This window comes from Staphylococcus sp. HMSC14D10 (assembly GCF_001808125.1).
GTDB lineage: Bacteria > Bacillota > Bacilli > Staphylococcales > Staphylococcaceae > Staphylococcus > Staphylococcus haemolyticus.
Genome location: NZ_KV792249.1, coordinates 111,929 through 128,587, shown reverse-complemented (window position 1 = coordinate 128,587; position 16,659 = coordinate 111,929). Strand labels below are relative to the sequence as shown.

General features: G+C 33.0%; 20 protein-coding genes. 17 read left to right on the top strand and 3 right to left on the bottom strand.

Annotated features, from left to right (window positions below; all coding sequences use genetic code 11):
- Positions 1–103: 103 nt before the first annotated feature.
- The 5 genes from HMPREF3134_RS05715 to HMPREF3134_RS05695 all read left to right on the top strand — a co-directional run bounded on the left by HMPREF3134_RS05715 (position 104) and on the right by HMPREF3134_RS05695 (position 4,691).
- Complete coding sequence (locus HMPREF3134_RS05715) at positions 104–952, top strand: DUF72 domain-containing protein (RefSeq protein WP_011276297.1); 849 nt, start codon at positions 104–106, stop codon at positions 950–952.
- A gap of 13 nt (positions 953–965) precedes the next feature.
- On the top strand, positions 966–1,793 hold the full coding sequence (locus HMPREF3134_RS05710; protein WP_011276296.1) for a sulfite exporter TauE/SafE family protein: 828 nt from the start codon (positions 966–968) through the stop codon (positions 1,791–1,793).
- Positions 1,794–1,814: 21 nt separating this feature from the next.
- On the top strand, positions 1,815–3,137 hold the full coding sequence (locus tag HMPREF3134_RS05705; protein ID WP_011276295.1) for a bifunctional metallophosphatase/5'-nucleotidase: 1,323 nt from the start codon (positions 1,815–1,817) through the stop codon (positions 3,135–3,137).
- 132 nt (positions 3,138–3,269) lie between these two features.
- Positions 3,270–4,190 carry a lipoyl synthase gene (gene lipA / locus HMPREF3134_RS05700; RefSeq protein ID WP_029376689.1) on the top strand — a complete coding sequence of 307 codons (921 nt, stop codon included), beginning with the start codon at positions 3,270–3,272 and terminating at the stop codon, positions 4,188–4,190.
- Positions 4,191–4,298: 108 nt separating this feature from the next.
- A complete protein-coding gene (locus HMPREF3134_RS05695; protein ID WP_011276293.1) occupies positions 4,299–4,691 on the top strand; it encodes a YutD family protein in 393 nt (130 codons plus the stop codon).
- A gap of 72 nt (positions 4,692–4,763) precedes the next feature.
- Here HMPREF3134_RS05695 and HMPREF3134_RS05690 read toward each other — a convergent pair whose 3' ends face one another.
- Positions 4,764–5,030 (bottom strand): DUF3055 domain-containing protein, encoded by a 267-nt coding sequence (locus HMPREF3134_RS05690; protein WP_037548938.1) that lies wholly within the window; start codon positions 5,028–5,030, stop codon positions 4,764–4,766.
- A 102-nt stretch (positions 5,031–5,132) separates the two neighbouring features.
- Between HMPREF3134_RS05690 and HMPREF3134_RS05685 the strand changes: the two genes are divergently transcribed.
- The 8 genes from HMPREF3134_RS05685 (at position 5,133) to dltD (ending at position 12,033) form a co-directional block, all read left to right on the top strand.
- Positions 5,133–5,567 carry a DUF86 domain-containing protein gene (locus tag HMPREF3134_RS05685; RefSeq protein WP_037559183.1) on the top strand — a complete coding sequence of 145 codons (435 nt, stop codon included), beginning with the start codon at positions 5,133–5,135 and terminating at the stop codon, positions 5,565–5,567.
- On the top strand, positions 5,567–6,358 hold the full coding sequence (locus HMPREF3134_RS05680) for a TIGR01457 family HAD-type hydrolase (RefSeq protein ID WP_037559179.1): 792 nt from the start codon (positions 5,567–5,569) through the stop codon (positions 6,356–6,358). Before HMPREF3134_RS05685 ends, HMPREF3134_RS05680 begins: the two co-directional genes overlap by 1 nt.
- A 17-nt stretch (positions 6,359–6,375) precedes the next feature.
- Positions 6,376–7,341 (top strand): 2-hydroxyacid dehydrogenase, encoded by a 966-nt coding sequence (locus HMPREF3134_RS05675; RefSeq protein WP_048667955.1) that lies wholly within the window; start codon positions 6,376–6,378, stop codon positions 7,339–7,341.
- A gap of 441 nt (positions 7,342–7,782) precedes the next feature.
- On the top strand, positions 7,783–7,911 hold the full coding sequence (locus HMPREF3134_RS05670) for a teichoic acid D-Ala incorporation-associated protein DltX (RefSeq protein ID WP_176744131.1): 129 nt from the start codon (positions 7,783–7,785) through the stop codon (positions 7,909–7,911).
- 14 nt (positions 7,912–7,925) lie between these two features.
- Entirely contained in the window at positions 7,926–9,383 is a 1,458-nt protein-coding gene (dltA, locus tag HMPREF3134_RS05665; RefSeq protein WP_011276287.1) for a D-alanine--poly(phosphoribitol) ligase subunit DltA, read from the top strand.
- Positions 9,380–10,594 (top strand): D-alanyl-lipoteichoic acid biosynthesis protein DltB, encoded by a 1,215-nt coding sequence (gene dltB, locus HMPREF3134_RS05660; RefSeq protein WP_011276286.1) that lies wholly within the window; start codon positions 9,380–9,382, stop codon positions 10,592–10,594. Before dltA ends, dltB begins: the two co-directional genes overlap by 4 nt.
- A gap of 15 nt (positions 10,595–10,609) precedes the next feature.
- Positions 10,610–10,846: a D-alanine--poly(phosphoribitol) ligase subunit 2 gene (gene dltC / locus HMPREF3134_RS05655; RefSeq protein WP_011276285.1), complete on the top strand. Its 237-nt coding sequence runs from the start codon at positions 10,610–10,612 to the stop codon at positions 10,844–10,846.
- Positions 10,843–12,033 carry a D-alanyl-lipoteichoic acid biosynthesis protein DltD gene (gene dltD / locus HMPREF3134_RS05650; protein WP_070441412.1) on the top strand — a complete coding sequence of 397 codons (1,191 nt, stop codon included), beginning with the start codon at positions 10,843–10,845 and terminating at the stop codon, positions 12,031–12,033. Before dltC ends, dltD begins: the two co-directional genes overlap by 4 nt.
- A gap of 81 nt (positions 12,034–12,114) precedes the next feature.
- On the opposite strand, the gene HMPREF3134_RS05645 is transcribed toward dltD, so the two are convergent.
- Positions 12,115–12,357: a NifU family protein gene (locus HMPREF3134_RS05645; RefSeq protein WP_002433501.1), complete on the bottom strand. Its 243-nt coding sequence runs from the start codon at positions 12,355–12,357 to the stop codon at positions 12,115–12,117.
- Between the two features lie 103 nt (positions 12,358–12,460).
- Between HMPREF3134_RS05645 and HMPREF3134_RS05640 the strand changes: the two genes are divergently transcribed.
- The gene (locus HMPREF3134_RS05640; protein WP_011276281.1) at positions 12,461–12,781 is read left to right on the top strand and encodes a YuzD family protein; all 321 of its coding nucleotides are present in this window, start codon (positions 12,461–12,463) and stop codon (positions 12,779–12,781) included.
- A gap of 81 nt (positions 12,782–12,862) precedes the next feature.
- On the opposite strand, the gene HMPREF3134_RS05635 is transcribed toward HMPREF3134_RS05640, so the two are convergent.
- Complete coding sequence (locus HMPREF3134_RS05635; protein WP_048667954.1) at positions 12,863–13,927, bottom strand: NAD(P)/FAD-dependent oxidoreductase; 1,065 nt, start codon at positions 13,925–13,927, stop codon at positions 12,863–12,865.
- Between the two features lie 352 nt (positions 13,928–14,279).
- Between HMPREF3134_RS05635 and HMPREF3134_RS05630 the strand changes: the two genes are divergently transcribed.
- From HMPREF3134_RS05630 to HMPREF3134_RS05620, 3 genes are all read left to right on the top strand, one after another.
- Positions 14,280–14,525: a YuzB family protein gene (locus HMPREF3134_RS05630; RefSeq protein ID WP_048667953.1), complete on the top strand. Its 246-nt coding sequence runs from the start codon at positions 14,280–14,282 to the stop codon at positions 14,523–14,525.
- A 12-nt stretch (positions 14,526–14,537) separates the two neighbouring features.
- Positions 14,538–14,897, top strand: a complete 360-nt coding sequence (locus HMPREF3134_RS05625; RefSeq protein ID WP_011276278.1) for a HesB/IscA family protein — start codon at positions 14,538–14,540, stop codon at positions 14,895–14,897.
- Between the two features lie 365 nt (positions 14,898–15,262).
- Entirely contained in the window at positions 15,263–16,471 is a 1,209-nt protein-coding gene (locus tag HMPREF3134_RS05620; RefSeq protein WP_037559155.1) for an NAD(P)/FAD-dependent oxidoreductase, read from the top strand.
- The last annotated feature ends 188 nt before the right edge of the window (positions 16,472–16,659 follow it).

Below are 16,659 nucleotides of genomic sequence, written 5' to 3'. Positions count from 1 at the left end.
CATGAGAATGCAACATTTCCGAAAATAATAAGATAATGTAAAGATGATATAGAACAAGTGATATCATAAAATTGAATATGGTATCATATAGCTGGTGATAAAAATGATAAATATAGGTCTTACTGGATGGGGAGATCACGATTCTTTATATGAGGATTTAGAACGACAATCAGATAAGTTGCAAACATACGCTAGTCACTTTCCAATCGTTGAACTTGATGCATCTTACTACGCCATCCAACCTGAAAGAAATATCATGAAATGGATTAAAGAAACACCTGATCGTTTTGAATTTATAGTGAAGATTCATCAAGCACTTACACTACATGCAGATTATAAAGATTACGCAGAAACAAGAAGTGAATTATTCGAGCAATTCAAACAAATGCTACAACCACTTATAGATCATCACAAACTAGCTATGGTCTTAGTTCAATTTCCACCTTGGTTTGATTGTACGGCACAAAATATCAAATATATCTTGTATGTTCGTCAACAATTGGATGATGTACCGATTTGTGTCGAGTTTCGACATCAATCATGGTTTAACGATCAATTTAAGGAACAAACGCTGTCATTTTTAACTGAGCACCACATTATCCATTCAGTAGTAGATGAGCCACAAGTGCGCGAAGGCTCAATACCACTAGTTAATCGTATTACTACTGAGACGGCTTTTGTACGCTATCATGGAAGAAATAGACAAGGCTGGACCAAAAAAGACATGACCGACCAAGAGTGGCGTGATGTGAGATACTTATATAACTACAACAAAGAAGAGCTTACCGATTTAGCTAATAAAGTTAGAATTATAGAACAAAAAGCTAAAAAGGTTTATGTCGTATTTAATAATAACTCGGGTGGGCATGCTGCTCAAAACGCTAAAACATATCAGGATATGTTAGATATTGAATACACAGGTTTAGCTCCGCAACAATTAAAATTATTCTAAGAGGCGAAATATAATGTTAGTGACAATTATTTTATTAGTGCTTATCGGCCTTTTCTCTGCTATTTTAGGGTCATTAGTAGGTATTGGTGGTGGGATCATTATTGTTCCAACACTGGTATACTTGGGCGTTACACACGATGTTTTACATGGTATTACACCACAAATAGCGATAGGAACATCATCGGTGATTCTAATCGTCACAGGCTTATCTTCATCCTTAGGCTACTTAAAGACGAAGCAGGTAGATATTAAAAATGGTTCTATCTTCTTGTTTGGATTATTACCAGGTTCATTGTTAGGTTCGTTTTTAAGTAGATATCTTACTTTAGAGTCTTTCAATTTATACTTCGGTATTTTTATGATTATTGTTTCAATTATTTTAATGGTGAGACATAAAATCAAACCGTTTAAGATTTTTGATAAAGAGAAATATCGTAAAACGTATGTTGATTCTGAAGGAAAGACATATCACTATAGCGTACCACCTTTATTTGCATTTGTTGCGACACTGTTCATTGGTATTTTAACAGGTCTATTCGGAATTGGTGGTGGCGCATTAATGACACCACTAATGTTAATTGTTTTCAGATTTCCACCACACGTTGCAGTTGGTACAAGCATGATGATGATTTTCTTTTCAAGTGTTATGAGTTCTATAGGTCACATTTTACAAGGACATGTTGCATGGTCATATTCTATAATTCTTATTATTTCAAGTTATATCGGCGCCCAAATTGGAGTACGTGTTAACCACTCGATTAAATCTGAAACTGTTGTAACGCTATTACGTACGGTTATGTTGATAATGGGTGTATACTTAATTATTAAATCTTTTCTTTAAATAAATATAGGGGGAATTTAAGTGAAGTTAACCATTTTTCACACGAACGATATTCATAGTCATTTAAACGAATATGCACGTATAACATCTTATATGGCAGAACATAGACCCAAACTTCAACATCCCTCACTCTATTTAGATATAGGCGACCATGTGGATTTATCAGCACCAGTGACTCAAGCAACGATAGGTCGCAAGAATATCGACTTGCTTAATGAGGCTCAGTGTGATATTGCGACGATAGGTAATAATGAAGGTATGACCATCTCTCATGAAGCATTAAATAATTTATATAATAATGCGACATTTAACGTCATTTGTACAAATGTTATCGATGAAGAAGGGAAGTTACCTCATAACATAGCCTCATCATGTATTAAAGAAATTGAAGGCGTACGTATTTTATTTGTAGCGGCAACAGCACCTTTCACACCATTTTACAGAGCTCTTGATTGGATTGTAACGGATCCTTTAGAAGCGATTAAAGATGAAATCGCTAATCAACAGGGTAATTATGATGTACTTATTGTGATGAGTCATGTAGGCATCTTTTTTGATGAAAAGTTATGCCAAGAGATTCCTGAAATTGATGTGATTTTTGGGAGTCATACACACCATCATTTTGATGAGGGTGAAATGAATAATGGCGTACTTATGGCAGCTGCTGGTAAATATGGTTATTATTTAGGTGAAGTTAATTTAACTATTGAAAATAAAAAGGTTGTTAGTAAAGAAGCGATTATTTATCCGGTTGAAACATTACCTATGGTTGAAACAGATTATGAGTCAGAAGGAAAGGCATTGATGAGTGAACCGGTGATTGATTATCCTATCAACTTAAATAGTAAAACAGATGTCATTACTAAAACGACTTATTTATTAGCTGAAAGTGTATTTGAATTTACTAATACAGATTGTACTATCATAAATGCTGGTTTAATTGTAAAAGGAATTGAAGCGGATAGACTAACGGAATATGATATTCATAAAATGTTGCCACATCCAATTAATCTAGTGCGCGTACGTTTGACAGGTAGTGAATTGAAAAAAGTAATTGAAAAAAGTCAGAAGCAAGAATATATGCATGAACATGCTCAAGGACTAGGTTTTAGAGGAGATATATTTGGAGGCTATATTTTATATAATTGCGGTTTTATCCAGTCAGAAAATAGATTCTTTGTTAATGGTGAAGCGGTAGTTGATGATAAAATATACACTTTAGGAACAGTTGATATGTATACGTTTGGTAGATATTTCCCTATATTGAAAGGGAAGTCAATTGATTATATTATGCCTCAGTTCCTTAGAGATATCTTTAAAGATAAGTTATTGAGACTGCAATAGAATAACACAAATAAATTATGTATAGAATAGAATTAAATTCAAGGTTGAAATTTGTGGTTTATTACGTTTTAATTTAATGTAAATTTCGTTATAATAGGAAAAGATATATTATACAGGAGGGTATACGTGGTTATGGCTACTAAAAATGAAGAAATCTTACGTAAACCAGATTGGTTGAAAATTAAGCTTAACACGAACGAAAACTATATTGGCCTCAAGAAGATGATGCGTGAAAAGAACTTACACACTGTTTGCGAAGAAGCAAAGTGTCCAAATATACATGAATGTTGGGGTGCTAGACGTACTGCTACATTTATGATTTTAGGTGCAGTATGTACAAGAGCATGTCGTTTCTGTGCAGTTAAAACTGGATTACCTAATGAACTAGACTTAAATGAACCAGAACGTGTTGCAGAATCAGTTGAGTTAATGAATTTAAAACACGTTGTTATCACTGCAGTTGCACGTGATGACTTAAGAGATGCAGGTTCTAACGTATATGCTGAAACAGTACGTAAAGTACGTGAACGTAATCCATTCACTACAATTGAAATCTTACCATCAGACATGGGTGGTGACTATGAAGCACTTGAAACATTAATGGCTTCTAAACCTGATATCTTAAACCATAATATCGAAACAGTACGTCGTTTAACACCAAGAGTTCGTGCACGTGCAACATATGAAAGAACATTAGAGTTCTTACGTCGTTCTAAAGAATTGCAACCAGATATTCCTACTAAATCAAGCTTAATGGTTGGTTTAGGAGAAACGATTGAAGAGATTTATGAAACAATGGATGATCTTCGTGCAAATGATGTAGACATTTTAACAATTGGTCAATATTTACAACCATCACGTAAGCATTTAAAAGTTGAAAAATACTATACACCATTAGAATTTGGTAAATTAAGAAAAGTAGCTATGGACAAAGGTTTCAAACACTGTGAAGCTGGCCCAATGGTACGTAGTTCTTATCATGCCGACGAACAAGTAAATGAAGCGGCTAAAGAAAAACACCGTTTAGGTGAAGAAAAATTACAACAAAATTAATTTGAACAATTAAACGGTTTAGATTAAGTTTTTAGAGACTTAGGTTGCACATTTTAAATTGAATTGTGTAATCTAAGTTTTTATTATACGAGTTAAAGGTGACAAATTATGATTAAGATAGGTCAACAATATTTTGAAATCATTGAAGAATATAGATCATGCTTTGATGAAGAATTATTTGCATCGAGATATTCAGATATATTAGATAAGTATGATTTTATTGTAGGGGATTTTGGATATGATCAATTACGATTAAAAGGTTTCTATAAGGATACGAATAAAAAAGCTGAAATCTCGAAACGTTTTTCGAGTATTCAAGATTATATATTAGAATATTGCAATTTCGGTTGTCCTTATTTTGTTTTACGTCATTTATCTAACAAAGAGGTACAACAATTAAATCATGATGAAGAGGATGTTATTTTGTCTGATTCTGAAGATAAATTGCATGATGTTAAAATTAAACCTACCATTCAGGAAGTTAAGCACCAAGATGAGTAACTATAGAATTAATAAAATGAGCTGTGAAGAAATCTAAGAGAAGAGATTTTTTCACAGCTTTTAAAATAGTAATTATTGAATGACTTGATTAAGATATTCAATGATTTCATCACTTTCTTCTTGACTCACACCTAGAATATGCGCGATATATCCTTCTTCTTCAATATCATCTGTCCCGATAATACCGAATTTGTTTGTTTGCATATTTAGCACAAGTGTCTTACCGTAATGACGATCTGTTTGAACGAGCATTAAATCATAACGGCTATGTTCACCTACAAAGCCTACAAACTGTACTTGGCTTTGTTCTTCATCATCATATAAGTACATATCTATCATAAGAGTAGAACTCCTTTTATCTTGTATTTTTAATTAAGTATAACGACAAATGAAGACCTATGCAAAACTGTGATATGATAGACATATTAAGAGGTGAAGGATATGTATTTTGTAGATAAAGATCAGCTTATTTTAAAATTAACTTACTTAAATCAATTAATTAAAGATTATGAATCGAATAAAGGAAATCATTATGCATTTGAACGTATCGCACAAATGTTAATTGAATCATCTGTGGATATAGGTAATATGATTATTGATGGTTTTATCTTGAGGGATCCAGGAAATTATAAAGATGTCATCGATATTCTTGAACTAGAAGGTGTTATTTCGAAATCTACTCAACGATATGTTAATGAAACAGTTGACATTAGAAAGCAGTTCGCACACCATTATACAGAACTTGATAATAGTAAGATTCAGCCATTATTTGACGAGGCTTTGCCTTATTATGAACAGTTTATTCAAGAGGTAACTCAGTTCCTTGAGAAAGAGAATGTTCCAGTTACCGCTTTTGGAAAAGGAGATAACAAGTAATGAAAAATTATAAAGGATATTTAATTGACTTAGATGGAACTATGTATATAGGTACAGATGAAATCGATGGTGCAGCACAATTTATTGACTACTTAAACAATCATCAAATCCCGCATTTATATGTTACAAACAACTCTACAAAGACGCCTGAAGAGGTAACGCAAAAATTAAAAGAAATGAATATTGATGCGAAGCCTGAGGAAGTTGTAACGTCTGCCTTAGCAACAGCAAATTATATTGCAGATGAGAAAAGTGATGCTACGGTATACATGCTTGGCGGCAGTGGCTTACGCACAGCTTTAACTGAAGCTGGATTAACTGTAAAAGATGATGAAAACGTTGATTATGTTGCGATTGGTTTAGATGAAAACGTTACTTACGAAAAATTAGCTGTGGCAACGCTTGCAGTACGTAAGGGTGCAAGATTTATTTCAACGAACCCTGATGTATCGATTCCTAAAGAACGTGGTTTCTTACCAGGTAATGGTGCGATTACAAGTGTAGTTAGTGTATCTACAGGTCAAGCACCACAATTTATTGGTAAACCGGAGCCAGTCATTATGGATATTGCTTTAGACATCTTGAAATTAGATAAATCAGACGTAGCAATGGTTGGCGATTTGTATGATACCGATATCATGTCTGGTATTAATGTTGGTGTTGACACAATTCATGTACAAACTGGTGTAACGACTTATGAAGAACTAAAAGAAAAAGACCAACAACCTACATATTCATTTAAAGACTTAAATGTAGCAATTTCAGAATTAGAAAGAAATGCCCAAAAATAAAAGAGGGGTGGCATGACATGGTTAAAATTCTAGTCACACGTCAAATTCCAGATCGTTTCATAGAGCAATTGGAACAGTTCGGCGACGTTAAAATGTGGAAAGAAGCATTTGAACCTATGCCTAGAGAGCAATTTTTGAAAGAATTAGAAGATGTTGATGCATGTTTCATCACATTAAGTGAAAAGATTGATGCCACATGTCTTGAACATGCTAAACATGTAAAGGTAATCGCAAATATGGCAGTTGGTTTTGACAACATTGATGTTAAGTTAGCTGAAGACAAAGAAATTGTCGTTACTAATACACCTCAAGTACTTACGGAAACAACAGCCGAATTAGGATTTACGTTAATGTTAACTGTGGCACGACGTATTGTTGAAGCGGAAAAATATGTACAAGATGGCCAATGGAAAAGTTGGGGACCATACTTATTGTCAGGTAAAGATGTTCATGGTTCAACTGTAGGTATTTATGGTATGGGTGATATTGGAAAGAGCTTTGCTCGTCGACTTCAAGGATTTAATACAACTATCTTGTATCATAATCGTTCAAGACATGAAGATGCAGAATCAGAACTTAATGCAAGTTATGTATCCTTTGATACATTATTAGAAGAGAGTGATTTTGTCGTTTGTACTGCGCCATTGACGCCTGAAACTGAGAATAAGTTTAATAAAGATGCATTTTCTAAAATGAAAAACGATGCAATCTTTATTAATATCGGTCGCGGTGCTATTGTAGACGAGGATGCTCTAATTGATGCATTGAACAATCATGAAATTGGTGGATGTGGTTTAGACGTCTTACGTGAGGAACCTATTAAACTTGATCACCCTCTCTTGAAAATGGAGAAAGCAGTCATATTACCGCATATAGGTAGTGCTTCTGTAGCAACTAGAGATCGAATGATTCAATTATGTGTTGATAACATTGTTGCGATATTAAAAGGTGAAAAACCGTTGACTCCTATTACTAATAAATAAATTTTAAAGAACTTCTAACGTTTAGGTAAAGATTTAACCATGAACGATAGAGGTTCTTTTATTATAACTAACAGTTTTGTTATACCGTATGTAATTGTTAAGCTAACTATTTGGTACTAATATAATTATTGTCATTTGAATTCATCATTGCCACTAATGCAGTGTTGTTGATAGTAACATTAACGCATAAAATCTTATTAATTTTTTTAAGTGTTAATTTAGTATCATTAGCACAATAGTTTGAAGTGGAAAATTTAATTTGCCTTAAAATCAAATTTTAATTATAATAAGATGAATGTATAATATATAAAAATTATATTTAGTGAATTTTGTTTTGTTTTCGGGAATTCGGTTTTAACTCAGGAGTAAGACTAATACTTCACTCCGATATTTGAAATGATAGTGAGGTGCAATAGTGCATTGAAAGAGAATAATCATAAGATGATGCAATATTATGAGAAAGCTAAACCTTATTTATTAACACTTTTATATTTAGCGATATTTATTGCGCTGTACCTAATTTATGGTTCCGGCGATACACATAATAATTTCATTTACACTGAATTTTAATAAGGAGTCTAATTATGACAGATATCATAAATTTAATAAATGACTTCGGTCAAAGTAATCCTGAACGTGTAGCAGTTAGACATAAAGATGAAGAATTAACATATCAACAATTAATGGATGAATCTAGTAAATTAGCGCATCTATTACAAGATAATCATAAGCCGTTAATCGTTTATGGACATATGTCACCTTACATGTTAGTAGGAATGATAGGTGCTATCAAAGCAGGTTGTGGCTATGTACCTATTGACACTTCAGTACCAAGTGAACGTGTGAATATGATTATAAATAAAGTACAACCGGACATTATATTTAACACATCAGATACACAATTAAATCATTCCAATATACAAGAACTTACAATTCAAAGTATCCAAGATTCTGATAATCCAACACTATTTGACAGTCAAATGGGATTAACGGATGTTGTATATACTATTTTTACATCTGGTTCAACAGGTGAGCCTAAAGGTGTTCAGATCGAATATGCAAGTTTAATAGAATTTGCAGAATGGATGGTATCACTTAATGAATCAGAAGGTTCACAAGAGTGGTTAAATCAAGCACCATTCTCGTTCGATTTATCAGTCATGGCAATTTATCCTTGTTTAACATCAGGTGGCACACTTAATTTAGTAGATAAAGAAATGATCAATAAACCTAAATTACTCAATGAAATGTTAGTTAATACACCAATCAATGCATGGGTATCTACACCATCATTTATGGAAATGTGCTTGCTATTACCTAACCTTAACGAATCAAGTTACCCAAGCTTGAATCATTTCTTCTTCTGTGGAGAAATCTTACCTCATAGAACTGCGAAAGCACTTTTAGATAGATATCCAAGTGCAGTGGTTTATAACACGTATGGACCTACGGAAGCGACAGTAGCTGTTACAGGTATTAAATTGACACCTGAAGTAATTGAAGCTTATAACCCGCTACCTGTTGGTGTTTCAAGACCTAACACATCATTGTTTACAACAGACGAAGGTGAACTTGTTATTAAAGGTAATAGTGTTAGTCTTGGGTATTTAGATAACAAAGAAAAAACCGATGCGGTATTTAACTTTGAAGATGGACTTCGTATATATCATACGGGTGATAAAGCCATCGAGAAAGATGGACAATGGTTCATTCAAGGAAGAATTGATTTCCAAATTAAACTTAACGGTTACCGAATGGAATTGGAAGAAATTGAAACGCAACTTAGACAATCAGAGTTTGTTAGAGAAACTGTTGTCGTTCCAGTATATAAAAATAATAAAGTAATACATTTAATCGGTGCTGTCGTTCCGACTGAAGAAGTTAGAGATGATTTAGAAATGACAAGACAAATTAAATCTGAACTAAAATCTCGCTTACCTGAATATATGATTCCGAGAAAATTTGTTTGGATGAAACAGTTACCATTAACGTCAAACGGAAAGCTTGATCGTAAACAAGTCGCAGAGGATATTAACGCATGATTCCATATGGCACGTTTACCTTCTTCTTAGTTGCAATTATAGTACTTTTACCAGTCATCATACTCGGATTTTTAGGTAAGCGAAGCTATATTTATAACGGTTTAAGTACTGCAATTATGATTGTCGTCATCTTTTCATCAGATAAACATAATTTATTCGGTAATAAATATTTAAGTATTCAACTCATTAGTTTTGTAATTTATCTCATATGGCAAGTGTTATTAATCATGGGATATTATAAATCAAGACAGAAGAGTAATACATTTAGCAAATTTGTCATTGTTATGATTTTATCCATTTTGCCATTAGCGATAGTTAAAGTATTACAAAGCTCATGGTTAGGTGGTCAACAAATTCATTTCCATGAACACAAGCTTATAGAATTTGTAGGTTTCCTAGGTATTTCTTATGTAACGTTTAAAAGTGTGCAATTAATTATGGAGATTCGAGATGGATCTATTAAAGAGATCAAAGTTGGGAAATTATTCCAATTCATTTCTTTCTTCCCAACGGTGTCTTCAGGGCCAATTGATCGCTATAAACGTTTTGTTAAAGACGATAAAAAGGTTCCTACAAGTGAACAATATAGGGAGATGGTTGCCAAAGCGATACATATGATTATGCTAGGATTCTTGTACAAGTATATTATCGCTTATTTAATCAATGTTTATGCCATTCTTCCATTATTAATGAATCTAGACGGATTTATGCATAAATGGCTATATATGTATGCTTACAGCTTCTATTTATTCTTTGATTTCGCTGGATATAGCTTGTTTGCTGTAGCAGTAAGTTATTTATATGGTATTAATACACCGCCTAACTTCAAGCAACCTTTCAAAGCAAAAAATATTAAAGATTTCTGGAATAGATGGCATATGTCATTATCATTCTGGTTTAGAGATTGTATTTATATGCGTACATTATTCTATATGTCACGTAAAAAAACATTTAAAAGTCAATTTGCGATGTCTAATTTCGCATTCTTCTTAAACTTCTTTATCATGGGTGTGTGGCATGGTTTAGAGTTATTCTATATCGTTTATGGTATTTACCATGGACTAATGTTTATTGGTTATGGTTACTATGAACGTTGGAGAAAGAAACATCCACCACGTTGGCAAAATGGTTTTACTAAAGCGTTGAGTATTATCATTACTTTCCATTTTGTAGCATTTGGATTTTTAATCTTTTCAGGAAAATTAATTTAAAAGGAGTCATAAATTATGGAATTTAAAGAACAAGTATTAGATTTATTAGCTGATGTGGCAGAAAATGATGTTGTAAAAGAGAACCCTGATGTCGAAATATTCGAAGAGGGTATTATTGATTCATTCCAAACGGTAGGTTTATTACTTGAGATTCAAAACAGATTAGGCATTGAAGTATCTATCATGGATTTCGATCGTGATGAGTGGGCAACTCCAAACAAAATTGTTGAAGCATTAGAAGAATTACGATGAAATTAAAACCATTTTTACCAATTATTATTAGCGGCATTTTATTTTTAGCCTTCGTATTAATGCCTGCTAGCTGGTTTACTGGATTAGTTACAAACAAGGCTGTCGCTAATAATAGAATATCTTTAACCGATCAAGTTCTTAAAGGTACGCTCATTCAAAATAAACTATTTAGTAGTGATAAATATTATCCAATATATGGGTCAAGTGAACTTAACAAGTTAGATCCATTTAACCCTGCGCTTGCGTTAAATCATAGAAAAAATACTAAACCAATTTTTCTAATTGGTACGGGTGGTAATACAGATTTAATCAATGCAATTGAATTAGCTGGTCAATATGATCAACTAAAAGGGAAAAAGATGACATTTATTATTTCACCACAATGGTTTAGTACACATGGTGTTAATGATCGTGATTTTGCAGCACGTACAACACCAAATCAAATTAATCAGTTATTTCAACAAAAAGATATGCCTTCAGAATTAAAAGAGAGATACGCCAAACGCTTATTACACTTTAAAAGTGCGTCGAATAAAGAATTCTTGAAAGACGTCGTAAATAATCACGGTGAAGTAGATGGTAACTATGTTTCTCGTTTTAAAGAGAATCAGTTATTAAAAATTGAAGCGATTAAAACTTACTTCTCATTAGATAAGTCGCCATTATCACATGTGAAACCTGTGACTGAGCCAAATGTATCATGGCAAGAAATGCAAGATAAAGCTGTGACGTTAGGTGAGAAACGCTCATCATCAAATAATTATGGAATACGTAATGAATATTGGGAAAAACTTATACATAAAAAGCCAATGAATCATCGTAAATATGAGTTTAAAATGAACTCTCCAGAATTTAATGATTTATCATTGTTAGTGGATACAATGCATAATGCAAGTGCAGACGTACAATATGTTATTTTACCGGGGAATGGTAAATGGTATGACCACTTAGGTATTGAACGCTCAACAAGAGAACCAGTCTATAAGAAAATACATCAAACTGTAGTAGCACATGGTGGTAAGGTGTATGATATGTCAGATAAAGATTATGAGAAATATGTTCTTAGTGATGTCGTTCACGTAGGTTGGAAAGGTTGGGCTCACATGAACCAACATATTGTTCAACATATGAAGGATGACAAAAACGAGCATAACAAAGATCATAACAAACAACATGAACACCAATAATTAACAAAAGCACCAACGCGTAGAGTTTAAGAACTCTACGCGTTGGTGCTTTATTAAATATATATCATATATGTTAGACGCTTAGAATACTTGTTCAACTTCAATAACGCCTGGAACTTCTTCGTGTAACGCACGTTCAATGCCGGCTTTTAATGTGATTGTTGAGCTAGGACAAGTACCACAAGCTCCGTGTAATTGTAATTTCACGATACCATCTTCTACATCTACTAATGTACAGTCTCCACCATCACGTAATAAAAATGGACGTAAACGTTCAATGACTTCAGCTACTTGATCAAACATTGTTGCATTCTCAGTAGGCATGAGATATGTCTCCTTTCAAGTAAATTACTTCATAAATTCATTATTTATTTATTATAATAGATAAAGAAAGAAAAATCTATAAAACAAAACGGGGGATTTGAGTATGACTAAAGTAAGCGTGGTAGTATATGGCGCTGATGTCGTATGTGCAAGTTGCGTTAATGCACCAACATCTATTAATACATTTGAATGGATTAAGCCTTTATTAGAAAGAAAGTATCCAGACATTCAATTTGAATACACATACATTGATTTTCAAAATCAAACAGATAATCTAAGTGATCATGACCAACAGTATATTGAACAAATTGAGGAAGATGAATTATTTTATCCTTTAATTACAATGAATGATGAGTATGTAGCAGATGGTTACATTCAAACAAAGCAAATTACAAACTTTGTAGATAAACATTTTGCAAATTAATTTAAAGTATAATTCTTGAGAAAAAAGGTCGGGGGTTGAATAGAATTCATCATGAATTCTATTCTACCCCTTATTTTAATACTAACCGTTATGATATTTATATAACCATAGGACGCCCGATTTAAGTATATGTGCAAGACGTCCGGTAACTGTACGGTCCATGATATAGGCAAAGCCTTTTTTCTCGCCGAGAGAACCAAGGAAACCTTGTACTTTTAATTCAGGCATTTTATCTGGTAATGGTTCATTATTCCACTGTTTCTTAAGTACATCAGCGATTTGATCACCTTGAACTTCAGCTAATTGTGCACTTGGTGCATGAGGTAAATCAGCACAATCTCCAACTATAAATACATTAAGGTATGTTGGCACTTGATGATATTGATTGATGATGACACGTCCACTTCGATTGATATCAATCGGTAAATGTCTTACAACTTCAACCGGTTGAATTCCAGCAGTCCAGACAACTAAATCAACATTTTCTGGTGTACCACTATTATAAATTTTTCCTGGTTCCACTTTATCAATTAAAGAATTAGGCACTACTTTAACATTGTTTTCACGGAACCATTTAGCGATATAATTACTTAACTTTTCAGGGAAATTCCTTAAAATTCGCTCACCACGGTCATATAGTATGACTTCTAAATCTTCACGACTTTCACGAAGCTCACTTGCTAACTCGATGCCGCTTAAACCAGCACCAACAATACCTACACTAGCGCCACTAGGTAATTCACTAATACTATGAAATGTTTCGCGTGCCTTGGAGAGTGTTTGAATACTATGCGTGTATTCCTCAGCACCAGGAACATTATGATATTTATCTTCACAACCTAAGCCAATAACTAATTCATCATAATCTACTTTTGTATTACCAACAGATACGATTTGAGCATCTAAATCAATATCATTAATTTCTCCATAAATTGTATTAACGCGTTCTGAATCAGGAAAATTCATACGAACATCACTATCAGACTTAGTACCCGCAGCTAAAGCATAAAATTCTGGTTTCAAGCCATGGAATGGCATACGATCAATTAACGTTAAAGTATAATTTTCTGGTAATGCATCAGGTAAGATACGCGACATGATACGCATATTACCATAGCCGCCACCAAGTAATACTAAATTTTTCATCTGTTATACCCCTTTATAAAAATTTGTTATTCCGAAATAATTTTGACTAATACCCTTTGAATTAAGCAAACTTTTGTAAATTACCTAAACTTTTATTTTAAAACTTCAAACAAGTATAGTAATTGATCAATCACATTTATTACCCCTAACAATAAAGTGTGTGATATATGTATATGATTATTATATCTTTTTTTCAAAACGACTACAATGAAATGTGTGGTAGGGAAACTAAGCTGAAGAGATATGTGTGTATTGTTGTTCTAAATAATATAAAATGATGAGCGAGGACAATGCAGTCCAAGTTAAGATTTGTTATAATAATGTAATTAAAAAATGAAGAAGAAGGTGAAGTATGTTTCCATTAGTCGAATTTTGCATTTCAAATATGGCAAAAGGCGGAGACTACGTTTACGATAAACTTGAGAATGATCCTGATGTGGATGTATTGGAATACGGATGTTTAAATAATTGTGGCGTATGTTCATGTGGGTTGTATGCATTGGTAGATGGTGATACTGTTGAAGGTGATACACCAGATGAGTTATTAAAAAATATTTATAAACATATAGAAGAGAATGACTTTACTAACTTATTATAGGAGGAATGGTTTATGTCAACTGTAACATTAACTGAAGCAGCAGCTTATGAAGTAAAAGATATGTTGAAAAGTAATGACATGGAAGGTGGATATTTAAAGATTAAAGTAAACGGTGGTGGCTGTACAGGTCTAACATATGGTATGTCAGCTGAAGAACAACCAGGAGAAAATGATGAAGTACTTGAATTTTATGGATTAAAAGTACTAGTAGACAAATATGATGTGCCTGTATTAAATGGTACGACAATTGATTTCAAACAATCTTTAATGGGTGGAGGATTCCAAATTGATAACCCTAACGCAATCGCTTCATGTGGTTGTGGTAGTTCATTTAGAACTGCTAAAGTAGCTGGGAACCCTGAGGAATGCTAATATAATTTTAAGTAGTATATGACAAAGAGTAATGCAGTAAGACAGTAATCTTCAGGATAATATGATTATTTTAATAATAGTCTTGTTGTTGCTTGAAAATGAACTATAAAAGCTATAAAATTGAAGATGGATTGAACTTTGTCTTTTTTGTGAACTAAAGTTCATAAAATCGAACTGAAAAAGAAAGTGTTGACTAAGACTATAAATGGGGATGAACAATAGGTTAAGTGCAAAGTCTTTTAAATGAATCAGATAAACATATATTAAGGTAAAATATATTGTTACATCTGAACTTTGTTATGTTCTGAAATTTGTAGCCTTTTTCTACATTTAAGAAAATAATTATGAAAGCTTAGGTGAATGAAATGGCACAAGATCGTAAAAAAGTACTTGTTTTAGGCGCAGGTTATGCTGGTTTACAAACAGTAACTAAATTACAAAAAGAACTTTCTGCTGACGAAGCGGATATTACATTAATTAACAAAAATAAATATCACTACGAAGCAACTTGGTTACATGAAGCTTCAGCTGGTACATTAAACTATGAAGATTTAATTTACCCAATTGAAAGTGTAATTAAAGAAGATAAAGTTAAATTTATCAATGCAGAAGTAACTAAAATCGACCGTAACGCTAAAAAAGTAGAAACTAATCACGGTATCTATGATTACGACATTTTAGTAGTAGCATTAGGTTTCGAAAGTGAAACATTTGGAATTAATGGTATGAAAGACTATGCATTCCAAATTGAAAATATTGAAACTGCACGTAAATTATCTCGTCACATTGAAGATAAATTTGCAAACTACGCAGCTTCTAAAGAAAAAGATGATAAAGACTTAGCTATCTTAGTTGGTGGTGCAGGCTTTACAGGTATCGAATTCTTAGGTGAATTAACTGAAAGAATTCCTGAATTATGTAATAAATACGGTGTTAATCAAAACAAAGTTAGAGTAACTTGTGTTGAAGCTGCGCCAAAAATGTTACCAATGTTCTCTGATGAATTAGTTAATTACGCAGTTAACTACCTAGAAGACCGTGGTGTTGAATTCAAAATTGCTACACCAATCGTTGCTTGTAACGAAAAAGGTTTCGTAGTTAAAATTAATGATCAAGAACAACAATTAGAAGCTGGTACAGCAATCTGGGCTGCTGGTGTTCGTGGTAGTAAATTAATGGAAGAATCATTTGAAGGTGTTAAACGTGGTCGTATCGTGACTAAACAAGATTTAACTATTGAAGGTCATGATGATATCTTTGTTATTGGTGACGTTTCAGCATTCATCCCAGCTGGTGAAGAACGTCCATTACCAACTACAGCACAAATTGCAATGCAACAAGGTGAACACGTTGCGAAAAGCATTAAAAACATCTTAAACGGTCAAGCAGCTACAGACTTTGAATATGTTGATCGTGGTACTGTATGTTCATTAGGTGCACATGATGGTGTTGGTATCGTATACGGTAGAGACATTACTGGTAAAAAAGCTGCATTCATGAAAAAAGTTATCGATACTCGTGCAGTATTCAAAATCGGTGGCGTAGGCTTAGCATTCAAAAAAGGTAAATTCTAAGTTTCTCATATAAATTATCTAATATGATTTTGAAAATAAATACTAATTTAAAGCTACAATGCCAATTCGCAGTAGCTGACTGAACTGAAAAAGCGTATAAATCAAGCTTTTCTCATTTCTAGTCATCCTTATGGGGGTGGAATAACGAATTCATTGTGAATTCTGTTCCACTCCTTCTTTTATATGAT

What these genes read in the sequence shown, in the direction of transcription:
- HMPREF3134_RS05715 (WP_011276297.1), top strand. Translation starts at nt 104, where the DNA reads ATGATAAATATAGGTCTTACTGGATGGGGAGATCACGATTCTTTATAT.
- HMPREF3134_RS05710 (WP_011276296.1), top strand. Translation starts at nt 966, where the DNA reads ATGTTAGTGACAATTATTTTATTAGTGCTTATCGGCCTTTTCTCTGCT.
- lipA (WP_029376689.1), top strand. Translation starts at nt 3,270, where the DNA reads ATGGCTACTAAAAATGAAGAAATCTTACGTAAACCAGATTGGTTGAAA.
- HMPREF3134_RS05695 (WP_011276293.1), top strand. Translation starts at nt 4,299, where the DNA reads ATGATTAAGATAGGTCAACAATATTTTGAAATCATTGAAGAATATAGA.
- HMPREF3134_RS05690 (WP_037548938.1), bottom strand. Translation starts at nt 5,030, where the DNA reads ATGATAGATATGTACTTATATGATGATGAAGAACAAAGCCAAGTACAG.
- HMPREF3134_RS05685 (WP_037559183.1), top strand. Translation starts at nt 5,133, where the DNA reads ATGTATTTTGTAGATAAAGATCAGCTTATTTTAAAATTAACTTACTTA.
- HMPREF3134_RS05680 (WP_037559179.1), top strand. Translation starts at nt 5,567, where the DNA reads ATGAAAAATTATAAAGGATATTTAATTGACTTAGATGGAACTATGTAT.
- HMPREF3134_RS05675 (WP_048667955.1), top strand. Translation starts at nt 6,376, where the DNA reads ATGGTTAAAATTCTAGTCACACGTCAAATTCCAGATCGTTTCATAGAG.
- HMPREF3134_RS05670 (WP_176744131.1), top strand. Translation starts at nt 7,783, where the DNA reads ATGATGCAATATTATGAGAAAGCTAAACCTTATTTATTAACACTTTTA.
- dltA (WP_011276287.1), top strand. Translation starts at nt 7,926, where the DNA reads ATGACAGATATCATAAATTTAATAAATGACTTCGGTCAAAGTAATCCT.
- dltB (WP_011276286.1), top strand. Translation starts at nt 9,380, where the DNA reads ATGATTCCATATGGCACGTTTACCTTCTTCTTAGTTGCAATTATAGTA.
- dltC (WP_011276285.1), top strand. Translation starts at nt 10,610, where the DNA reads ATGGAATTTAAAGAACAAGTATTAGATTTATTAGCTGATGTGGCAGAA.
- dltD (WP_070441412.1), top strand. Translation starts at nt 10,843, where the DNA reads ATGAAATTAAAACCATTTTTACCAATTATTATTAGCGGCATTTTATTT.
- HMPREF3134_RS05645 (WP_002433501.1), bottom strand. Translation starts at nt 12,357, where the DNA reads ATGCCTACTGAGAATGCAACAATGTTTGATCAAGTAGCTGAAGTCATT.
- HMPREF3134_RS05640 (WP_011276281.1), top strand. Translation starts at nt 12,461, where the DNA reads ATGACTAAAGTAAGCGTGGTAGTATATGGCGCTGATGTCGTATGTGCA.
- HMPREF3134_RS05635 (WP_048667954.1), bottom strand. Translation starts at nt 13,927, where the DNA reads ATGAAAAATTTAGTATTACTTGGTGGCGGCTATGGTAATATGCGTATC.
- HMPREF3134_RS05630 (WP_048667953.1), top strand. Translation starts at nt 14,280, where the DNA reads ATGTTTCCATTAGTCGAATTTTGCATTTCAAATATGGCAAAAGGCGGA.
- HMPREF3134_RS05625 (WP_011276278.1), top strand. Translation starts at nt 14,538, where the DNA reads ATGTCAACTGTAACATTAACTGAAGCAGCAGCTTATGAAGTAAAAGAT.
- HMPREF3134_RS05620 (WP_037559155.1), top strand. Translation starts at nt 15,263, where the DNA reads ATGGCACAAGATCGTAAAAAAGTACTTGTTTTAGGCGCAGGTTATGCT.